Consider the following 19,814-nt stretch of genomic DNA (forward strand, 5'->3'; position numbering starts at 1 on the left):
TGTCGAGACGCCCATCAGAGCAGCTCTTCTTAAGCGCTTTACATAAACCCCGTACATGCCAAAATGCCACCACTCAATGGCCTATTGGAAGTAAAAGCTGCGCTTTAAATAACCACTAAGCACTAGCGTGTTCGGCACTGATGCCCAGACACGGCCGTTTACCCCGACACCCGATCGTCACGGCACTAGCGCCGTACCTGGTCACGCAAGGAAATGGAATATGAGCACCCCGGTTACATTTAACGGAAATCAAACGGACACCAGCGCCATCATCGCCTCCGGCAACGTAGAAAGCCCGAACCTCACGGGGCTTACCGACAACGGTTATGTAGTTGCCTGGTCGGTGGACAACGCCGACTTCGAGGGAATGGTGGTCAATCGCTACGCGGCCAATGGTGACTTGCTGAAAAGTACCCAGATCCGCTCCAACGATGTCGACGATCCATCGGTCACCGCCTTGCCCAATGGCCAGTTCATTCTGGCCTGGAGCTCGGCAAATGATGCGACCCACACCTCTACCGTTTACACCCAGCGGTTCGATGCCAATGGCAATAAAAGCGGCAGCCCGGTGGTCGTTACCACCTCCCCGCTTGAGCTTGAAGACGCCAAAGTCACCGTACTGAGCGCCACCCAATACATCGTCACCTGGGGCGAGACCCATGAAAGCCCTTCGGGTGACGAGCGCGAAGACACCTCCGACCTCAAAGCAGTGGTGTACACCAACAACGTGGCCGGCACTGTGCAGACCCTCGCCACCGCCAACCCGGCCGACGGCGAAGCGGACGACATGACCGTGCTGCCCACCGGCAACGGTAGCTACTGGCTGGCGTACAGTGTTGAACGCGGCGAGGTGATTGACGCCACCACACCGCCGACCTATCAGTACACCTCCAAGTACCTGATCAGCCAGATCGGTGCCGATGGCAAGGTGGTCACAGGCACGGCAAAAACCCTCGACACTGTCACCAGCAACTATGGCAATGCTGCCTATTTCAACGTTGTCGACGTCACCGGTGGCTATGTGGTCAGTTGGGTTGACCAAAGCGCCTCCGGCATGAACCGGGTCATTCATACCCAACGCTACGACAGCCAGTTCAATCCCGTCGGCACGCCATCGGAAGTCGAGAGCGCTTATTCGGTCAATGGCGCCAGCATCACCTCGCTGCCGAATGGCGGTTACCTGCTGGCCTGGAACGAATACGCCATGGGCGAAGCCAATGTCTATGTCCAGCGCTTCGCCGCAGACGGCACGGCCAGCGATGCAACACCGATCAAGGTCGCAACCGCAGGTGTCGATGACATCCTCTGGGACACCCCGGCAGTGACCGTCCGGGATGACGGCACGATTTCCATCAGTTGGGAAACCGGCACCCTGGCAAACGACAGCCCTACCGCAATCCACCTGCAGAACATCAGCAGCACGGGCGAGCTGTTGGGTGTCGACACGACCGTCGACAGTGGCGGCGATATCCCTTCTGGAAGTGGTGACACCCCTGTTGACCAGGCGCTGACCGGCAACCTGGCCAACTACACCTTCAGCCAAGACAGCGCTGGCAACGTCGTAGCCACGAAAGGCAGCACCAAGACCACACTGACGGGCGTTGACACAGTCACCTTTACCGACGGCAGCACGGTCACCATCGACGCTGGCAAGAACGCCAACGAAAGCGGCAACGTCGTGTCCATGGAGCCGGCCTCGACTATGTTGAGCAACGGCGGCTACGTGATTGCCTGGGAGCAGGCCGGGCAAATCCACCTGCAGCAATACGACAAGAACCATGACCTGCTGAACGATCGTCTGCTCTCCGGTGTCGTCGGTAACAACCCGATCGTCGCCCCAGACAACAAAGGTGGCTTCCTGCTCGGCTGGACAACCCAAGACAAACTGATCGTCCAGTCCTTCGACGCTGACAGTGTGGCCGTCGGTAAATCGATCACCATCTCCAAGACCGACAGTACAGCCAATGTGCACATGGAGGATGCCTCGGTCACCGTACTGGCGAACGGCAACTATGCCGTGTCATGGTCGGAAGAGATGGTCAACGGCCAGGAAACCATCGGCGGCGAACTGTTCATCCAAGTGTTCAACGGCACCACTCATGCGCCGCTGGGCAAGCCAATGCACGTGGACACCACCGCCAAAGACTTTGCGATCTACGCCAGCGAACCAAGCATCACCCCGCTGGCCAATGGCGGTTTCGTAATTGCCTGGGAGCGTGAGTACGACGCCGCCGACAACGTCGATGTCTACCTGCAGCGTTTCAAGGCCGACGGTAGCAAGGACGGCGCCGCCGTGCGGGTCAACAGCACCCTCGCCGGGGAGCAGTACGGCCCGGAACTGGCCACCCTTAACGATGGCAGCTATGTCGTGACCTGGGTCAGCGTCCAGTACGACAAGAATGAGAATGCAATCAGCGGCGACGTGTTCATGCAGCGCTACAGCGCCAGTGGCGCGAAGCTGGGTGGTGAAACCCGGGTGAACAACCCCACCAAGGAAATTCAGGGTGAGCCGGCCATTACCGCGCTGAAAGGCGGCGGTTACGTGATCAGTTGGGCCACCTCCGATGAGGCACCGCACACCGGTAACGCCAACCTGTACGCGCAGATCTATGACAAGAACGGCGCCAAGGTCGGCAACCAGATGCTGATCACCAGCGACGACGATGACCTGTTCCCTATCCTCAACGCCACCGACGATGGCGGTTTCATCGTCACCTGGGAAGAGCTGTCGGCCAACAACCTGCATGGCGACATCCACAGCCAGCGTTTCGACGCCAATGGCAACTCTACCAGCCTGATCGGTGATGCCAACGACAACACGCTGGTCTGGACCAGCGCAAAGGCCGTCATCCTCAGTGGCGAAGAAGGCAATGACACCCTTCAGGGTGGCGCTGGCAACGACACACTGATCGGCGGCGCCGGTAACGACCGCCTCATCGGCGCTGCCGGGGCCGACACCCTGGTCGGTGGCACCGGCAATGATACCTACGTGGTCGACTCCCTCAAGGACCAGATCATCGAAAACCTGAACGAAGGTACTGACAGCGTTCAGTCGTCAATCAGCTGGACCCTGGGCGCCAACCTGGAAAATCTGACCCTGACCGGCGCGGCAACAGTCGATGGTACCGGCAACACACTGAACAACGTCATCACCGGCAACAGCGCCAAGAACACCCTGACCGGTGGTGCAGGCAACGATACCCTGGACGGTGGCGCCGGTGTCGACAAGCTGGTCGGTGGTGCCGACAACGACACCTACCTCGTTGACCTGCTGAGCAAAGGTGCAGGCAGCAAGGCAACCGTGGTACTGGAAGACACGGTCCTCGAGACTGCCAATCAGGGCTCCGACACCTTGAAGCTGCGCATGGACACCAACCTGGCCAAGAATTTCACCGGTAATGCATCGCTGACCCTGGGTGCCAACCTGGAAAACCTCGATGCCTCCGCAACCGGCAAGCTCAACATTGGCCTGACGGGTAACGCCCTGGCCAACCGGATCGTCGGCAGCGATGGCGACAACCTGCTTGACGGCAAGGTCGGCATCGACACCCTTATCGGCGGCAAGGGCAACGATACCTACCTGCTCGACAACGTTGGCGAACTGGCGCTGGTTCAAGAAAACGCGAATGAAGGCACCGATACCCTGAAAGTTGGCTACGTCAACAAGGGCAAGGCACTGACCATCGACTTGAACCAAAACAATCTGCTGAACGTCGAGAACGTCACCGTGGCCGGTGCAGGCCTGTTTAACCTGACGGGTAATGCGCAGAACAATATCCTGATCGGCAACATGGGCAACAACACCCTCAGCGGTGGTGCCGGGGATGACGTGCTTGACGGTAAAAAAGGTGTCGACACCCTCAAGGGCGGCACGGGCAATGACACCTACTACGTCTACAGCAACAAGGACGTGGTCATCGAGAACGCCAGCGAAGGTACCGACACCGTGCGGGTCGTGTCTTACCTCAAGAACAGCTACACCTTGGCCACGAACGTTGAAAACGCCATCGTCGACTCCAAGGCTGCGATCAGCCTGACCGGTAACGCACTGAGCAACACCCTGACCGGTAACGACGTAGCCAACACCCTCAACGGCGGCCTTGGTGCCGATACCCTGATCGGCGGCAAGGGCAATGACACCTACGTCGTCGACAATGCTGGCGATAGTGTGATTGAGAACGTCAACGAAGGTGCGGACACCGTCAACGCCTCCATCGACTACGTACTGGGCGCCAACATTGAAAACCTGACCTTGCTTGATGGTGCCTTCAACGGTACCGGCAACGCCCTGAAAAACACCCTCATCGGCAACACGGCGAACAACACGCTGGACGGCGGTGCGGGCGTTGACAAGTTGGTCGGCGGCGCCGGCAATGACACCTACATCGTCGACCTGCTGGCAAAGGGCGCCGGTGGCAAGGCCACCGTGGTGCTCGAAGACACCGTCATCGAAAGTGCCAAACAGGGCGTAGACACCCTGGCACTGCGCATGAGCGACGCTGCCGTCAACGCCTTCCAGGGCAAAGCAACCATCACGCTAGGCGCCAACCTGGAAAACCTCGACGCACGCGCGACCGGTAAACTGGGCATCACCCTGACCGGCAATGCTGCAGACAACACCCTGTGGGGCAACACCGGCAACAACACCCTCAATGGTGGCGTGGGCAACGACACCCTGTATGCCGGCAACGGTGGCAACAACGTGCTGATCGGCGGCACCGGTGCCGACACGCTCTATGCCGGCAGCGGTATCGATACCATCAAGTTCAATGCATTGAATGAAATGGGCCTGGGCAACAAGCAGGACGTTGTCCATGGCTTCACCACCCATGCAGTGAGCCCAGGCAAAGGCGACAAGCTCGACTTCTCCGCGCTCAAAGGCTACACGTTCATCGGTGAAGCGGCCGACTTCAGCGGGGCGGCCAAGGAACTGCGCTACGTGACGGATGGCTCTTCCGTGACGCTGTACGGTACCTCGAACGCTGACCACAGCGCCGATTTCTCGATCAAGCTGGTGGGTGTCACTGCTCTGACCGCTGCAGACCTGGTGCTCTAAGCATCAGTGATCGCTGTCTCTGTGGCCTTGATGGCCACAGAGACAGCACACACTAGTGCCCACCCCTGACGGCCAACACTGATGTGTGGCCGCCAGGGGTGGGCATTTGTTCACTCTACAGACAATGATTTTTTGAGCCCCCCCTCGCGGGCCTCAGGTAAGGGACCATGTCAACGCAACCCAGGACTGAACTGGAAAGCGCCCTCGCAGCATGCAGGGAGAGTTTTCTATCGGTCGGTTTTTTCAGTTTTTTCGTCAACCTGCTGATGCTGGTGCCCTCCTTCTACATGCTCCAGGTGTATGACCGCGCCGTAGGCAGCGGCAGCCTCTCGACACTGCTGATGCTGACGCTGATCATGCTGCTGTTGATGGTCACCCTCGGTAGCCTGGAGTGGGTGCGTTCACGAGTCATGGTGCGCATCAGCACCCGCCTGGACACCCTGCTGAACCAGCGACTGTTCGATGCCAGCTTCAGGCAGGCGCTGAACAGCGGCGGCATGAATGCGTCGGCCCAACCCCTCAACGACCTCAGTAGCCTGCGCCAGTTTCTGACCGGCAATGGCCTGTTCGCCTTTTTCGACACACCCTGGATTCCGATCTACCTGGCGGTCATGTTTATCTTCCACCCCTGGTATGGCTGGATGGGCGTGATCAGTGCCCTGCTGCTGGGTGCGCTGGCCTACCTCAACGAAAAACTCACCCAGGCACCCCTGCAAGCGGCCAACCGCGAGCAGATGGCGGCCACTACCTTCACCCAGAAAAGCCTGCGCAATGCCGAAGTCGTCGAATCGATGGGCATGCTTGCAGACCTGCGCCAGCGCTGGAGCCAGCGCATCAACAAGGTCTTGATGCTACAAAGCTGTGCCAGCGATCGCGCTGGTGCCATTGCAGCGGTCTCCAAGACCTTCCGCCAGATTGTCCAGTCACTGGTACTGGGCCTGGGCGCCTACCTGACCATCAAGCATGAGATTTCTTCCGGTTTGATGATCGCAGGCTCCATTCTGCTGGGGCGCGCCCTGGCCCCGATCGACCAGTTGATCGGTATCTGGAAAGGCTTCGTTGGTGCGCGTGCACAGTACTCACGGCTGCATGAACTCCTGCAGAAAGTTGCCGCTGAACCGGTGCGCATGTCACTGCCGGCACCACACGGTGCCATCACGGTCGAGAACCTCTCCGTCAGCTCGCCAGGCAACCGCACGCCATTGGTGCGTAACCTGAGCTTTCGCGTGGCTGCTGGTGAAGCCGTGGGCATCATCGGCCCCAGCGGTGCCGGCAAGTCGACCCTGGCCCGCGCCCTACTGGGGATCTGGCCAAGCCTGACAGGCACGGTACGCCTGGACGGCGCCGACATCAGCCAATGGCGCCGCGACGAACTGGGCCGCTACATTGGCTACCTGCCACAAGACATCGAGTTGTTCGAAGGCAGCATCAGCGAAAACATTTCCCGCTTCGGTGAAGTCGACGCTGCCGCCGTTGTCGCTGCGGCCCGAATGGCTGGTGTGCATGAGTTGATTCTGCAACTGCCACAGGGCTACGACACCCTCATCGGCGCCAATGGTGGCGGGCTTTCCGGTGGCCAACGCCAACGTATCGGCCTGGCCCGCGCCCTGTATCGGGCACCGCGGCTGGTGGTACTGGACGAACCCAACTCCAATCTCGACGACACCGGTGAACAGATGCTCGCTGAAGCCTTGCGCAAACTCAAGCAAAGCGGTGCCACGGTATTTGTCATCACACACCGCTCGGGCGTGCTGGCAAACGTGGATAAATTGCTGGTGTTGAGCCAAGGCGAACTGAGCCTGTACGGGCCACGCGACAAGGTCTGGGCGCACCTGCACAGCAATATAACCGCGCACGCGCAAACCGCTCCGGCCTAACGAACAAGCAGATGATCAACGCCATGCAAGACTCTATGCACGCCTCCGTCACTACGGCGCAGTTGCCTGTCGATGACCGGCCAACCCGTCGTGTCGGTTTCCTTATTGTGATGGTGACCTTTGGCCTGTTCGGCGGCTGGGCGGTCTTTGCTCCCCTGGACAGCGCTGCACTGGCGCCCGGTGTCGTCACCGTTAAAAGTTACCGCAAGACTGTGCAACACCTGGAAGGCGGCATCGTCCGCGAACTGCGGGTACACGACGGCGACCGAGTAACGGCAGGCGACGTCTTGCTGGTCCTGGACAACACCCAGGCCCGCTCCGAGACAGAGATGATGCGCAGCCAACTGATCGCCGCGCGCGAACTGGAAGCGCGGCTGGTCGCCGAGCGCGATGGAGCGGCCGAGCCAGCCGCCGTGCCCGACCTCGACGCCAGCGACCCGCGTGTACGTGAAGCCCGCGACAGTGAAGCGCGTATCTTCCAGACCCGCCGCAACGGGCTGTTGGGCGAGATCGGCCTGCAAGAAAAAGCGATCCGTCAGATCGAAGAACAGATTCGCGGCTTCCGGGCAATCATCGCCAGCAAACAGACCCTGGCCACCTCCTACCAGGAAGAGATCGTCGACCTGCGCGCCTTGTTGGCCGAAGGCTACGTTGATAAACAGCGCCTGCGCGAACAGGAACGCAGCCTCTCCCGCCTGCAGGCCGAAGTGGCCGAGCATCAATCGGACAGTGCCCGCGCCCAGGTACAAATCGGTGAAGCCGAGCTGAAGATTCTCCAGTTGAAAAAGACCTTCGCCACCGAAGTTGCCGGGCAACTGGGTGAAACCCGCACCAAGATCTACGACCTGCGCGAGCGACTGGCCACCGTACAAGACCGCGACAAGCGCACGGAAGTGCTGGCACCAGAGTCGGGCATGGTCATGGGCATGACCGTGCATACCTTGGGCGGTGTGGTGAACCCGGGCACGCCGCTGATGGACATTGTTCCGGCCAACGAAGAACTGATTGTCGAAGCACAGCTGTCGCCCACCGATATCGACCGTATCGTGGTCGGCCAGTTGGTGGACATTCGCTTCAGCGCCTTCAAAAGCAGCGCAACACCGGTCATAGAGGGGCAATTGCTGCAGGTCTCCGCCGACCGCCTGACCAACAAGGAGACCGGGACGGCGTATTACCTGGCCCGAGTAGCACTGACCGAAACGGGTCGAAAAACCCTCGGCAACCTGGCGCTGGTACCCGGCATGCCTGCCGAAGTCCTGATCAACACCGGCGCCCGCACCCTGCTGCAGTACCTGATACAACCTGCCAGCAATGCCTTCGCCCGCTCGCTGATCGAGGACTGACATGAAGTACCTGATCGCGATGTGCTTAACCGTGCCACTGGCAGCACTGGCCAACAGCCCAGTTGAAGGCAGCGCCGCAGGCCACGCCGTCGACCTCTGGCAACTGCAGCAGGAAGCCAGCAGCGCCGACCCACGCATACTGCGTGCGAACGCCTTGATTCGCAGTGGCGAAGGCCGCCAGCGCGAAGCGTTTGGCCAACTCCTGCCACAGCTCAGCGCCGGGGCCAGCGTCAACCGTAGCCGGCGTGACGACGACCTGAGCCGAACCGAGTACACCGGGCGGCGCGCCACCCTGAGCCTGAATCAGGTGATCTATGACCCGCAGGTCTGGCGCAGCTACCAGAAATACACGCAACTGACCAAGCAGCGTGAGTACGAGTCGGACGACACTCAGGTACAGGCCAGCATCGACTTGTCCGAACGTTACTTTGCCGTGCTCGCCGCCGAGGACGAGCTTTCCCTGGTACGTAGCGAACGCAGCGCGACCGAACGCAACCTCAAGCAAGTGAAAGCCATGTTCGCCCGGCAAATGGCGATGATCACCGACGTAAACGACCTTGAAGCACGGGTCGACACGCTGCTGGCCGATGAGATAGAGGCAGGCAACAAGGTCGCGAACAGCCGCGAGGCCATCTCCGAACTGGTAGGGCGTGACGTTCAGGAACCGCTCAAACGACTGGGCGACAACCCGAGTTTCAGCCTGCCGGCTCAAGCCCAGGATTACTGGGTAGAAGCGGCCTTGAGCAGCAACCCGGCACTGCTGGCCCGCCAACAAAGCGTCAATGCCGCCGATGCGGCAATCGCCGAAGCCAAGGCCGGGCACCTGCCCCGTCTTGGGCTGAACCTGACCGCACTGCGCAGCGACATCGGCTATGAGGGCACCCTGACACCGCGCTCGGAAAACTATGTCGCGTCCCTCGACCTGCAAGTACCGCTGTACAGCGGCGGCTCCACCAGCGCCCGCGTGGTCAGCTCGGAAGGCGACAAGGACGCCGCCCAGCAGGAAATGGAAGCCTTGCGCCGCGAGATCATCAAGGAAACCCGTACAGCCTACATCGGCATGAGCGCCGAACTCGGACGTATCAAGGCCACCCGCCGCGCACTGGAATCGGCAACGAAGTCACGCATCTCGACGGAAAAAGCCTTTGGCTACGGGGTCAAGAATGCAGTCGATGTGCTCTACAGCATCAAGGAAGAGTTCCGCGCCCGCCGTGACCTCTACCAGGCGCAGTACCGCTTCATCACCAGCATGCTGGTGCTGCACCGCTGGAGCGGACGCTTGGCACAAGCCGATATCCGCAAGGCCAACGAGTGGCTCGTAGAGCCACTCTAGTCCTGCACAAGCGACCTGAGTGCCCTGACAGTTCGTCTTCCGCTCCCGATACACCGCTCTGGATACGCTAACCTGCAGGGATGAGCACCTGCAGGGGCTTTCGATACCGGTAGCAACCGGACCGGATACCAGCTCATCCCCCGGCAACAGCTTGAGCCGCGCGCTCAATCATTGCCCAGACGGTAACCTCGACTTTTGCCCCCCTTCCCGCCCTCTCCCGACAATGTGAGACGCAGCTGCCGACACCGGCCTTGTAACAACTTTCGGAAGCGTCCTACATCCCTCCAGAAGTGCATCTGCTAGCGTTCGAGTCCTTTGCCATTCGAGGTGTTCCGCTATGCGCGAGCACCCCGCTCATTACCACTGCAGTCAGCAAGGCCACTGTCGGCACGCCCTTCATGGATGACCACTGCCTGGCAATCGAATTAGACAAGGATGCAACATGAATCAGGAAGCCAGTCCGGCAGAGCTTAGGCAGGCGCGTCTCCGGCAAGCCTTTGACGATGTTCCGGTGGGGCGCGGCTGTTGCCCGATGAAATCCCCCGAGGTTGCCATCTTTCCGGTGCGCTACGCGATTGACGCGTCCCCGGAAAAAGGCCAGGCACAAGGCCCGCATCCACTGCACAAAGGCTGGGCACCCAAACTCCAGCCCACCTTGAAAACCCGCAGCTACACCCTGCGCCAACTGCGGGACGGCTGGTTGTATGTCTGGGACAGCGTCGACAAGACCTTCCACGAGTACCAGGTCATCGGGCGGCTATTTATCCGCCACACCTGGACCGCATTGGAAATTGGCCAGGACCTGCGAACCAACCCCGGCGAATTACGGCCGTACCTACTGTACCCCCGCCGCAGCATCTTGCGCCTGGCCTTTTCGCCGGTGCAATGGACCTGGCGGCTGTGCGAGGCCATGCGTTCCGGTGGCCTGCAAACGCCCTGGTTGCGCGACCTCGACCTGCCGGATTACTGCGACACCTACCAGGTTGCCCACGGTGCACCACTGGTGCAACTGGGCCAGAGTGTGGCCGATATCCGCGTACAGGACCAGCCCGCACCGAACCTGCTCAGCACCACGCTGCCCACCGATGCAGACCCATCCGACCCCGACCGGCCGTTCAAGCGGGATTTCGAGGAAGCGCTGATTCGTGGCTACGTGCCAGACCAGAACACGGCACTGTTCATCGCCCTCGACGACCCGTTGGCGCTGGTTGACGACTTGAGCCTGAACCTCACCGGGCGGCGCCTGGAACAGGCACTGTTCGAGCAGGAACACCAGGAAAAACTGCAAACGGCCACGGCGGTACAAGCACTGTGCGGCTTTGATTGCACACCGCTGCTACCCGCGCACGTCGCCCTGGACCCGGCGCTGACCCGCGCCTACACCGATGACCTGTACACGTTGCTCAAGGCCGATGATGAAGCCGAGCGAGCCCGTGTGGTTGGCAGTGCGGGTGATGCGCCCATGATCGAGACGTGGCGCTGGGAGGTCGAAAAACTCGAGGCGAAGTTCATTCAGCGCTGGGGCAAACTACCGCACCCCGGTACCTGGCGGCGCACGCTGGCCGAGTGGCGCGACAAACGCCTGTGGCGCGAAGACGTCCACTTCGATGAACTGCAAGGCTTCCTGAGCCGGGCCACGGCCCAGGCGGCCCAGCTTGAGGCCCATGCCCAGCGCAGCGAACGCGACCTGCTCAACTGGCTGGAGCGGCTTGCACCGAATGCCGACACCCTGTTCTTCGACACCTGCCACCCAGCCCACAGCCGCGCCTTGCTGGAGACTGCCGAAGGCCTAGCAACCCTGTTGGGCGGCGGCGAGGCCGGGCAGGACTGGCTGTGCCGGCAGGCGGTGAAACCGAGCACCCTGCTGGGCACGGCGCTGTTCAACTTCAACCCGGAAATTGCCGCGCTGGTACGCACGGTCGCGCACAACTTCGCCACCACCGGCTTGCTCGATGGCCGTAGCCAGGGCGATGGCAGCACACTCCCCGTCGACCCCGGCAACCCGGCAGATGTCACCAGCGTTGCCACCCGTGCGAACGAACTCAAAGGCGTGCTCGACCTGCCCTCGGTCAAGCAGAGCAAGGCCTACCAGGCGCTGAGCACGACGGCCCGGCGGGCGTTCGACACCCTGGTAACGGTGGCCAACAACAGTGCCGAAGGCGCCTGGCACACCCTGAGCGTGACCCTGGCGCCGGCCCTGCAACGGGCCTACGCCAGCGCGACGGACGTGCTCACCCAAGTAGTTACCCAGGCCTTGATCTCGACCCAGGCCTCTGACGCTACCCAACTGCGCTTCAACCCCGACTTCAAGGCGCAGTTCCGCCGCTGGCAGCAGCAGGTGCTTGGCTTGCAACGGCAGATCGACGCCCAGCAGCGCACGCTGACGCGCCCCGGCGCACCTCACGATCAGGCTGCGACCCGCACCGCGCTACGCAGCTTGACCCTGCAACTGCAGGACCTGCATTTCAGCCGGCCGCATCAACTGGTGTTCACACTGTCCCCGGTCAACCGCCTGAACGTGCATGTCGACCACCTCCACCAACAACTGGGCGACCTCGGGCAGCAGGAGGCCCTGGCCCAGCACCGCCTCAAAAGCCAACAACGCGAGCGCTTCAACGCCCGCAGCCGCGAATGGATGGGCAAGCACTTCGGCCAGTCGCTGCCGCTGATGCTGGTCGGGCTGAATGTCTGGAACACCCTGTACAGCCTTGAACAAGCGAGTGCCGACGGCCTGTTCAACAACAGCGAACTGCGGATGATGACCGCCAATGCGGCCTATACCGGTAACGCAATGATGGCCGTGTGCGTGGGCCCGGCGTGGAATCGGGCGCAGGGGATGTATGCGCCGTTGGGCAACGAGATCACGAAACTGACGAAAGCGGGCGCCAGGGCATGGCTGGCTCAAGGCGACATCAACTTCGCGCAGGCCGCAAAGCGGTTGATTGCCCGTACCGCGACCTGGGCGGCGCTCGGCGCGATTGCTGCGGGTGTTGAGGCGTGGCAGGTGTCCAAGGATATTGCGGGGGCGAGTAGTGAAGATGAGAGATATTTTCTCACTCTAAAGCGCGGCGCTCTTGGCGTGATGTCGGGTGTGGCTAGTTTGCAGCTTGTGGGTGCTGTACTGGGTTACTGGTTCAACTTCGCTTGGATCATGTCTTCACCGGTCACCATTGTTCTGGGCGCACTTGGCATTGCCTATCTGCTGTTTTCAGTACATGCCAACCGTTATAAGCGCGAAGGCTTGCGCCTATGGCTGTACCGCTGTAGCTGGGGCAAAGCTCCAGAGGAAAACTGGGTAGGCATTGACGGCCATAAAACCCAGTTGATGGCCTTGCTGGAGATCCTGCAGCGGCCCAGCGTCTGGGCCCGGGCGGTGTACACCTACCCGGACCGTGGGCCACAACGTTGCCTGGGGTTCTGGGTGCAACTGCTGCTCCCCGCCACGCTGGCGGGCAGTATTGTCCAGCTGCAACCAGTGGTGATCGACAGCGAAGGTTCACCGGTCTATCACACGCCGCAGCAGCAGAGCCCACTCTACGAGCACTTTCTGCGCGGCCATTGGGTTGATCCTGAGCTGGCCGGGCAACTGCCGGAGGCCGCCGGTGGCCAGCAATTACAGAGCGACTTTGCCTATCAGGCCAAGGATCAATACCGCATATGGCAGGCCTGGGTGGCGACACCCACGAGCAATGCAGCACTGGAACTGGAGGTGCATTACCCGCCACCGCTCAATCAACGCGCAGACGCCCGTGGCTACATGTTCCGTGTGGCGCTGCGCGACGCTTTACGGGAGGCCGAGCGAAAAAATACGCTGTTCACCGACATGCTGCCTGAAGAACAGAAGTTGGAGAAATACAGCCTCTACGGGTTGAACCTTCAGGTGCCTGAGGGGATGGCGAAATGAAGGTTTCAGAAGGGTTGTCTCGCGTGAAGTCCCGGCTGGGCCACTGGGCCACACCACGAGAGCTTCCGTCTCAACTGACGTGGAAGTATGGACATGAATCTGAACTGCTGAGCTGGAGAATCAAGGCCAGGAACTACAATACAACGGTTGCTAACTTGGCATTGCTGGTTATGTTGATGATTGCGTCAGCGATTGCGCTGGTTTTGTATTTTTCATCCGAGTTTATAGAAGAGCCTTGGAGAGCGCTGTCGCATGTATTTGTCTTCGCCTTGATATCTATACCTGCGGTATGCATGACCCATCAGCGCATGAATTTTGCCTACCGTTTTACAAAGTCTGGAGCAGAATTTTGCAAATGGAAGGTTTTTCCGGAGTGGACACTCACTTTCTTGAAGGGGTTGGCAGCATTCACGGCGATTGCATTTATGTGTATGGCAAGCGCCTACAATGATCCGGCGCTCCTCATCGGTGCTGTAGGTGGATCCGGTAGCGTGATGTTGACACATGCCTCCATGAATTCAGCGCGCTACCGTGATTTGCAAACAGACTTTCATCACCATACCTACGAGTGGTCGAGGTTTACAGAGGTAGCCATAGACCGAAAGCAAAAATTGGTTGGCTTGGAGTTCGCTTGGTACAACGATTATCTGAACAAACTCTCGCGCAGTACCTTCCCACTGTTTGCCAAGCGTAAAGCGTTCGAGTCGATCCTGGACCTTGTTGAGCAGCACCTCCCGAATGTACCTCGGGCCGACAGGCACGTTGACCGTGGTTAAGGCGCACCGGGCGGAGGGAGATGGCTAAATGACTGCAGTCAGCGGTTTATCTAACGTGAAGTCCGTGCTGACATACTGGGTTGGAGCATCAAGGCACGGAACTACAGTACCGTTATTACTGACACCGTCGTCACGCCCGTGACCCAGGTCAGCGCCGACCGCCTCGAAAACCGTTAAGCTGTTAACGTTGATAACTGGAGGCTAACCGTTTGAAAAGCTGGCACTGCGTCGTGGGTATCCTGCTGATCACCACGCTCACCATTTTGCTCGAAATTCCTTCCGATACCTGGATGACCTCGGCCACCCTCAGCTTGGTGCTGGGCGCTGCGGCGTTGGCCAACATGGCGGTTTCATGCCTGCTGGCCGCTCGCTGGCACCTCATCGAGCGACTGTTCGGCGGGCTGGATCGGGTGTATGAAACGCACAAATGGCTGGGCATCTGGGCGTTGGTCTTTGCCAGCTACCACTTGGTGTTCAAAGCCAACCTGGACGCCTGGAACAGTGCTGCGATTGTGGAGTTTTCCAAGTACTGGACGCGCATGGTGCGCCAACTGAGCTATGTGGCACTGGGCATGATCGTGTTGCTGGCCCTGAACCGAAACATCCCCTATAGCGTCTGGCGCTGGTGGCACAAACTCTCTGGCCCGCTGTTCCTGATCGTCATTGCCCATTGGCTGAGCTTCAAGTCACCGATTACCCTGAACAGCCCTTCCGGCATCTGGTTAGCCGTACTCTGTGGCCTGGGGGTCATTGCTGCCCTGTACAAGCTGGTGCTCTACCCCTTCATTGCCACAGCCGGCGAGTACAAGGTTGCTGCGGTGTCCATCGCCAAAGGCTCCCTGCACCTGGAACTGGCACCGGTCCATCGCGGCTTCCCGTTCAAGGCCGGGCAATTCGCATTCCTGGCCATGAAGGAAAAGGGCTTGCGTGAGCCCCACCCGTTCACGATCGCCAGCGCCCATAAAGACAACGGCCACATCCACTTCGTGATCCGCGCCTTGGGCGACTACACCCAGGCGCTGCGCAAACAGGTCAAGGTCGGCATGCTGGCTGATATCTATGCCCCTTACGGGCACTTCAAGCGCCTGCCCGATGCCCAGCGGGAAATCTGGATTGGTGGCGGGGTGGGCATTTCGCCGTTCGTTTCCTGGTTGCAGGACAAAGCTGCCAAACGCTTCGACAATGTCACGCTGGTTTACTGCTTCAACCCTTCACGGGCGTTCCCCAGTGTCGAACAGATGAAAACGATGGCTGAAGAACGCGGCGCCGAGTTCGTCGGCCATGACAGCAGCGCCGACAAACTGGCTGAGACCTTGCGCCGGGTTGCTGGCGAAACCAATCCAGAGCACATCCAGATCAGCTTCTGCGGCCCCAAAGGGCTGCTGGCCCAGGTCAAGGAACTGATGCGCGAACAGCGGATTCCAGAGGGCAATCTGCGTTATGAGTTCTTCGAATTCCGCTAACAGCCTTCACTGAACGTGCACCGAGGGAAGCGCTTGACCCGAAACATTTTATTAACCATATGATTTTTCATAACTCTTTTGATGTGCTGAAGTCCTCCTCACGACCTAAGCAACATTTCAATTACGCGGCGAAACGCCATAACGCTACAAAAGAGTTCATGATGATTCGGCACGACAAGCAAGGCGTGAGGCTGCATGGCAGCCTCTTCGGTAGTAATGCTGGCGACACTTACACGGGGCAGTCCTATGGAGATGATGTGCCCTGCACGTCATGCGGTGGACGACACCCCATCTACGAGACGCAACAGGTCTACGACGTCGCACGCACGATCGTCGACTGCATCGCAGTCAGACGATTCATGATGATCGGCGTTCTTCGATCGAACGATGGGCGGTGGGTTGCGGCTTGCTCAGCCGCTGAAGGAACACCGGCCTACAGTGCCTTCAGAGAAGCGCTCTCTCATCGCCACAAGCGCTCACTCCCACCATTGACCATATTGGGAAACACCCCACATCGCTATAATCACTCACATGGTGGGCGAGTTCTCTCTGCGGCCTTCATGCGCTCGTGCCGCGTGGGTCACGCCCCGATAGCCGGCAAGTGCGCCGCCCCCAAACTTCTTCTGCATGCCATTGCCCATAGGCTGCCGCGGCCGTGGACTATGTCAGAGGTACTGTTCGACCCTGCGGGCACCAATAGGAATTACACCGCCTACGCAACCGCTCCCTCCTGCGCAACCTGCAAAAATCTCTTGCCACCCCTACTGTGCCCATCAAAAACAGATGTGGAGTTCAGTGATTTCAACGGCCTTATCGAACAATCCTGGGGGGGCTCCTGGTAGGCTGCTCAGGTCATTTCCTTTGACCTCAAGGGCTTTAGTACTTCGAATTCCGTTAACAGCCATCACTGAATCTTCCGCGATGCTACGCCAAGGCCGATTGGCGTAGCAGCTACATCACGCCCTCGCTTTTCCCCCTCGCCCTCCCAGCACACCTCCAGCAGACAGCGGAATCCCTGTTTGCAGGCCATCTGTCGCCTTCTTGCTCTACAAACTCATCTGAGGGACTTGCGCTTACAGTATTATGGTATACCATCATACGCACAAACCTTATTCACTCAGATGGAGCCGCTCATGAGTTTTGAAATTCGCAAAATCGTCAGCTATGTCGAAGAAACCTTCATCGAAGGCGGTAAAGCTGCAGACAAGCCGGTGACCATGGTCGGGCTGGCTGTGGTCATCAAGAACCCTTGGCTGGGCCGCGGCTTCGTTGAAGACCTGAAGCCGGAAATCCGTGCCAACTGCTCCGACCTCGGTGCCCTGATGGTTGAGCGGCTGGTGGCAACCATTGGCGGCGCGGAAAAGATCGAAGCCTACGGCAAGGCAGCCGTCGTCGGTGCCGACGGTGAAATCGAGCACGCTTCCGCTGTCATCCATACCCTGCGCTTTGGCAATCATTACCGTGAAGCGGTCAAGGCCAAAAGCTACCTGAGCTTCACCAACAAGCGCGGTGGCCCTGGCACCTCGATCCAGATTCCGATGATGCACAAGGACGATGAAGGTCTGCGTTCGCACTACATCACGCTGGAAATGCAGATCGAAGATGCACCGCGTGCCGACGAAATCGTTGTGGTCCTGGGTTGCGCCGACGGTGGTCGCCTGCACCCGCGTATCGGCAACCGCTACATCGATCTGGAAGAACTGGCCGCTGAGAAAGCGCAGTAACCCACACAGCATGTAGGAGCGCTCCATGATTCGGCTCACTGCTGAACGCACACCGGCTGGCACCAGTTACCTGGCGACCGGCCAAGGCCAGCCCGTGATATTGATCCACGGCGTGGGCCTGAATAAAGAAATGTGGGGCGGGCAGATCGTAGGCCTGGCCACAAAGTACCGTGTCATTGCCTACGACATGCTCGGGCATGGCGCCAGCCAGCGCCCGCCCACCGGTACCGACCTGCTGGGCTATGCCGATCAGTTGCTGGAGTTGCTTGAGCACCTTGAGCTGCCGCGGGCGACCGTGATTGGCTTCTCCATGGGCGGGCTGGTCGCTCGCGCCTTTGCGCTGCACTATCCGCAGCACGTGCAAGGGCTGGTGATCCTTAACAGCGTGTTCAACCGTAGCCTGGAACAACGCGCTGGCGTCATTGCGCGAACCGCCCAGGCCGCTGAACACGGGCCGGACGCTAATGCCGAAGCGGCGCTGTCACGCTGGTTCAGCCGCGAATATCAGGCTGCCAACCCGGCACAGATCGCAGCCATCCGCCAGACACTGGCCAGCAATGATCCACAAGGCTACCTGACCACCTACGAGTTGTTCGCCACGCAGGACATGTACCGCGCTGACGACCTCGGCAGCATTCGGGTGCCCACCCTGATTGCCACCGGCGAACTGGACCCCGGTTCGACCCCGGAGATGGCCCGGCAATTGGCCGAGCGCATTCCCGGCGCACAAGTGGCAATACTCGACGAACAGCGGCATATGATGCCGGTAGAGTCGCCGCGCCTGGTCAATCAGGTGCTGCTGAACTTTCTGGATAACGCACAAAACCAACACAACCAGATAGAGGGGATCGTTGCATGACACTCGCACGCTTCCAGATGTGCATCGGCGGCGAATGGGTCGATGCCCTTAACGGCAAGACGTTTGAAAGCCTCAACCCGGCGCTCGCCGAGCCTTGGGCGGTGCTGCCCGATGCTGACGAAGCCGATGTCGAACGTGCCGTTCAATCGGCCCAGGCAGCCTTCGAGGGCGCGGCCTGGCGGGGCCTGAGCGCTACCGCGCGAGGCAAGCTGTTGCGCCGCCTTGGCGATCTGATCGCCGAGAACAAAGAGCAACTGGCACAACTGGAAAGTCGCGACAACGGCAAACTGATCCGCGAAACCCGCGGCCAGGTGGGCTACCTGCCAGAGTTCTTCCACTACACCGCGGGCCTGGCCGACAAGCTCGAAGGCGGCACGCTGCCGCTGGACAAGCCGGACATGTTTGCCTACACCGTGCACGAACCCATCGGCGTCGTGGCCGGGATCATCCCGTGGAACAGCCCGCTGTACCTGACCGCGATAAAACTGGCGCCAGCATTGGCCGCAGGTAACACCATCGTGCTCAAGCCGTCCGAACATGCCTCGGCGACTATTCTTGAGCTGGCACGCTTGGCCCTGGAAGCCGGCATTCCGCCGGGTGTCGTCAACGTCGTGACCGGTTACGGCCCCAGCACGGGTGCTGCACTGACCCGTCACCCCCTGGTGCGCAAGATTGCCTTCACCGGTGGTGCCGCCACGGCGCGCCATGTGGTTCGCAGCAGCGCCGAGAACTTTGCCAAGCTGTCGCTGGAGCTGGGCGGCAAATCACCCAACATCATCTTTGCCGACGCAGACCTCGACAGTGCAATCAACGGAGCCATCGCGGGTATCTATGCGGCCTCCGGCCAGAGTTGCGTGTCCGGTTCGCGCCTGCTGATTCAGGACGAAATCTACGATGAGTTCGTTGAGCGCCTGATTGCCCGCGCCAAACGCATTCGTATCGGCAACCCGCAGGACGACAGCACCGAGATGGGCCCGATGGCCACGGCCCAACAACTGGCAGTCGTCGAAGGCCTGGTGGCCGATGCCCTGGCCGAAGGTGCTCGCCTGCGCCTGGGTGGCAAGCGCCCGGACATTGCCGGCGGAGGCTGGTTCTATGAGCCGACCCTGTTCGAGTGCGACAGCAACTCGATGAAGATCATGCAGGAAGAGGTGTTCGGCCCAGTGGCCTCGGTGATTCGTTTCAAGGACGAAGCCCAAGCCCTGGCGATCGCCAACGACTCGCAATTCGGCCTTGCTGCCGGTATCTGGACACGCGATCTGGGCCGCGCCCATCGCCTGGCCCGGGACGTACGCTCCGGCATCATCTGGGTCAACACCTACCGCGCGGTATCGGCCATGGCGCCTATCGGCGGCTTCAAGAACAGCGGCTACGGTCGCGAGAGCGGCATCGAATCGGTGCTGGCCTATACCGAACTGAAAACGGTATGGATCAACCTCTCGCAAGCACCGATGCCCGACCCGTTTGTCATGCGCTAGG

General features: G+C 60.2%; 10 protein-coding genes. All 10 read left to right on the top strand.

Features of this window, described 5'->3' with window-relative positions:
* Nucleotides 1–220 precede the first annotated feature (220 nt).
* The 10 genes from AB7M23_RS20100 (at nucleotide 221) to AB7M23_RS20145 (ending at nucleotide 19,813) form a co-directional block, all read left to right on the top strand.
* The gene (locus AB7M23_RS20100) at nucleotides 221–5,056 is read left to right on the top strand and encodes a beta strand repeat-containing protein (protein WP_454241822.1); all 4,836 of its coding nucleotides are present in this window, start codon (nucleotides 221–223) and stop codon (nucleotides 5,054–5,056) included.
* A gap of 167 nt (nucleotides 5,057–5,223) precedes the next feature.
* A complete protein-coding gene (locus AB7M23_RS20105; RefSeq protein WP_454241823.1) occupies nucleotides 5,224–6,933 on the top strand; it encodes a type I secretion system permease/ATPase in 1,710 nt (569 codons plus the stop codon).
* 23 nt (nucleotides 6,934–6,956) lie between these two features.
* On the top strand, nucleotides 6,957–8,276 hold the full coding sequence (locus tag AB7M23_RS20110; protein WP_454241824.1) for an HlyD family type I secretion periplasmic adaptor subunit: 1,320 nt from the start codon (nucleotides 6,957–6,959) through the stop codon (nucleotides 8,274–8,276).
* Between the two features lies 1 nt (nucleotide 8,277).
* A complete protein-coding gene (locus tag AB7M23_RS20115; protein ID WP_454241825.1) occupies nucleotides 8,278–9,609 on the top strand; it encodes a TolC family outer membrane protein in 1,332 nt (443 codons plus the stop codon).
* Between the two features lie 442 nt (nucleotides 9,610–10,051).
* Nucleotides 10,052–13,513 (top strand): T6SS effector BTH_I2691 family protein, encoded by a 3,462-nt coding sequence (locus AB7M23_RS20120; protein ID WP_454241826.1) that lies wholly within the window; start codon nucleotides 10,052–10,054, stop codon nucleotides 13,511–13,513.
* A complete protein-coding gene (locus AB7M23_RS20125) occupies nucleotides 13,510–14,289 on the top strand; it encodes a hypothetical protein (RefSeq protein ID WP_454241827.1) in 780 nt (259 codons plus the stop codon). The genes AB7M23_RS20120 and AB7M23_RS20125 overlap by 4 nt, the downstream gene beginning before the upstream one ends.
* Before the next feature lie 209 nt (nucleotides 14,290–14,498).
* Nucleotides 14,499–15,752 carry a ferredoxin reductase family protein gene (locus tag AB7M23_RS20130; RefSeq protein ID WP_102051934.1) on the top strand — a complete coding sequence of 418 codons (1,254 nt, stop codon included), beginning with the start codon at nucleotides 14,499–14,501 and terminating at the stop codon, nucleotides 15,750–15,752.
* A 1,133-nt stretch (nucleotides 15,753–16,885) separates the two neighbouring features.
* Nucleotides 16,886–17,476 (top strand): amino acid synthesis family protein, encoded by a 591-nt coding sequence (locus AB7M23_RS20135; RefSeq protein ID WP_065761139.1) that lies wholly within the window; start codon nucleotides 16,886–16,888, stop codon nucleotides 17,474–17,476.
* A 25-nt stretch (nucleotides 17,477–17,501) separates the two neighbouring features.
* The gene (locus tag AB7M23_RS20140; protein ID WP_065761138.1) at nucleotides 17,502–18,335 is read left to right on the top strand and encodes an alpha/beta fold hydrolase; all 834 of its coding nucleotides are present in this window, start codon (nucleotides 17,502–17,504) and stop codon (nucleotides 18,333–18,335) included.
* Entirely contained in the window at nucleotides 18,332–19,813 is a 1,482-nt protein-coding gene (locus tag AB7M23_RS20145) for an aldehyde dehydrogenase (RefSeq protein ID WP_454241828.1), read from the top strand. Before AB7M23_RS20140 ends, AB7M23_RS20145 begins: the two co-directional genes overlap by 4 nt.
* The last annotated feature ends 1 nt before the right edge of the window (nucleotide 19,814 follow it).

It is taken from the genome of Pseudomonas sp. HLS-6 TE3448, assembly GCF_053629555.1.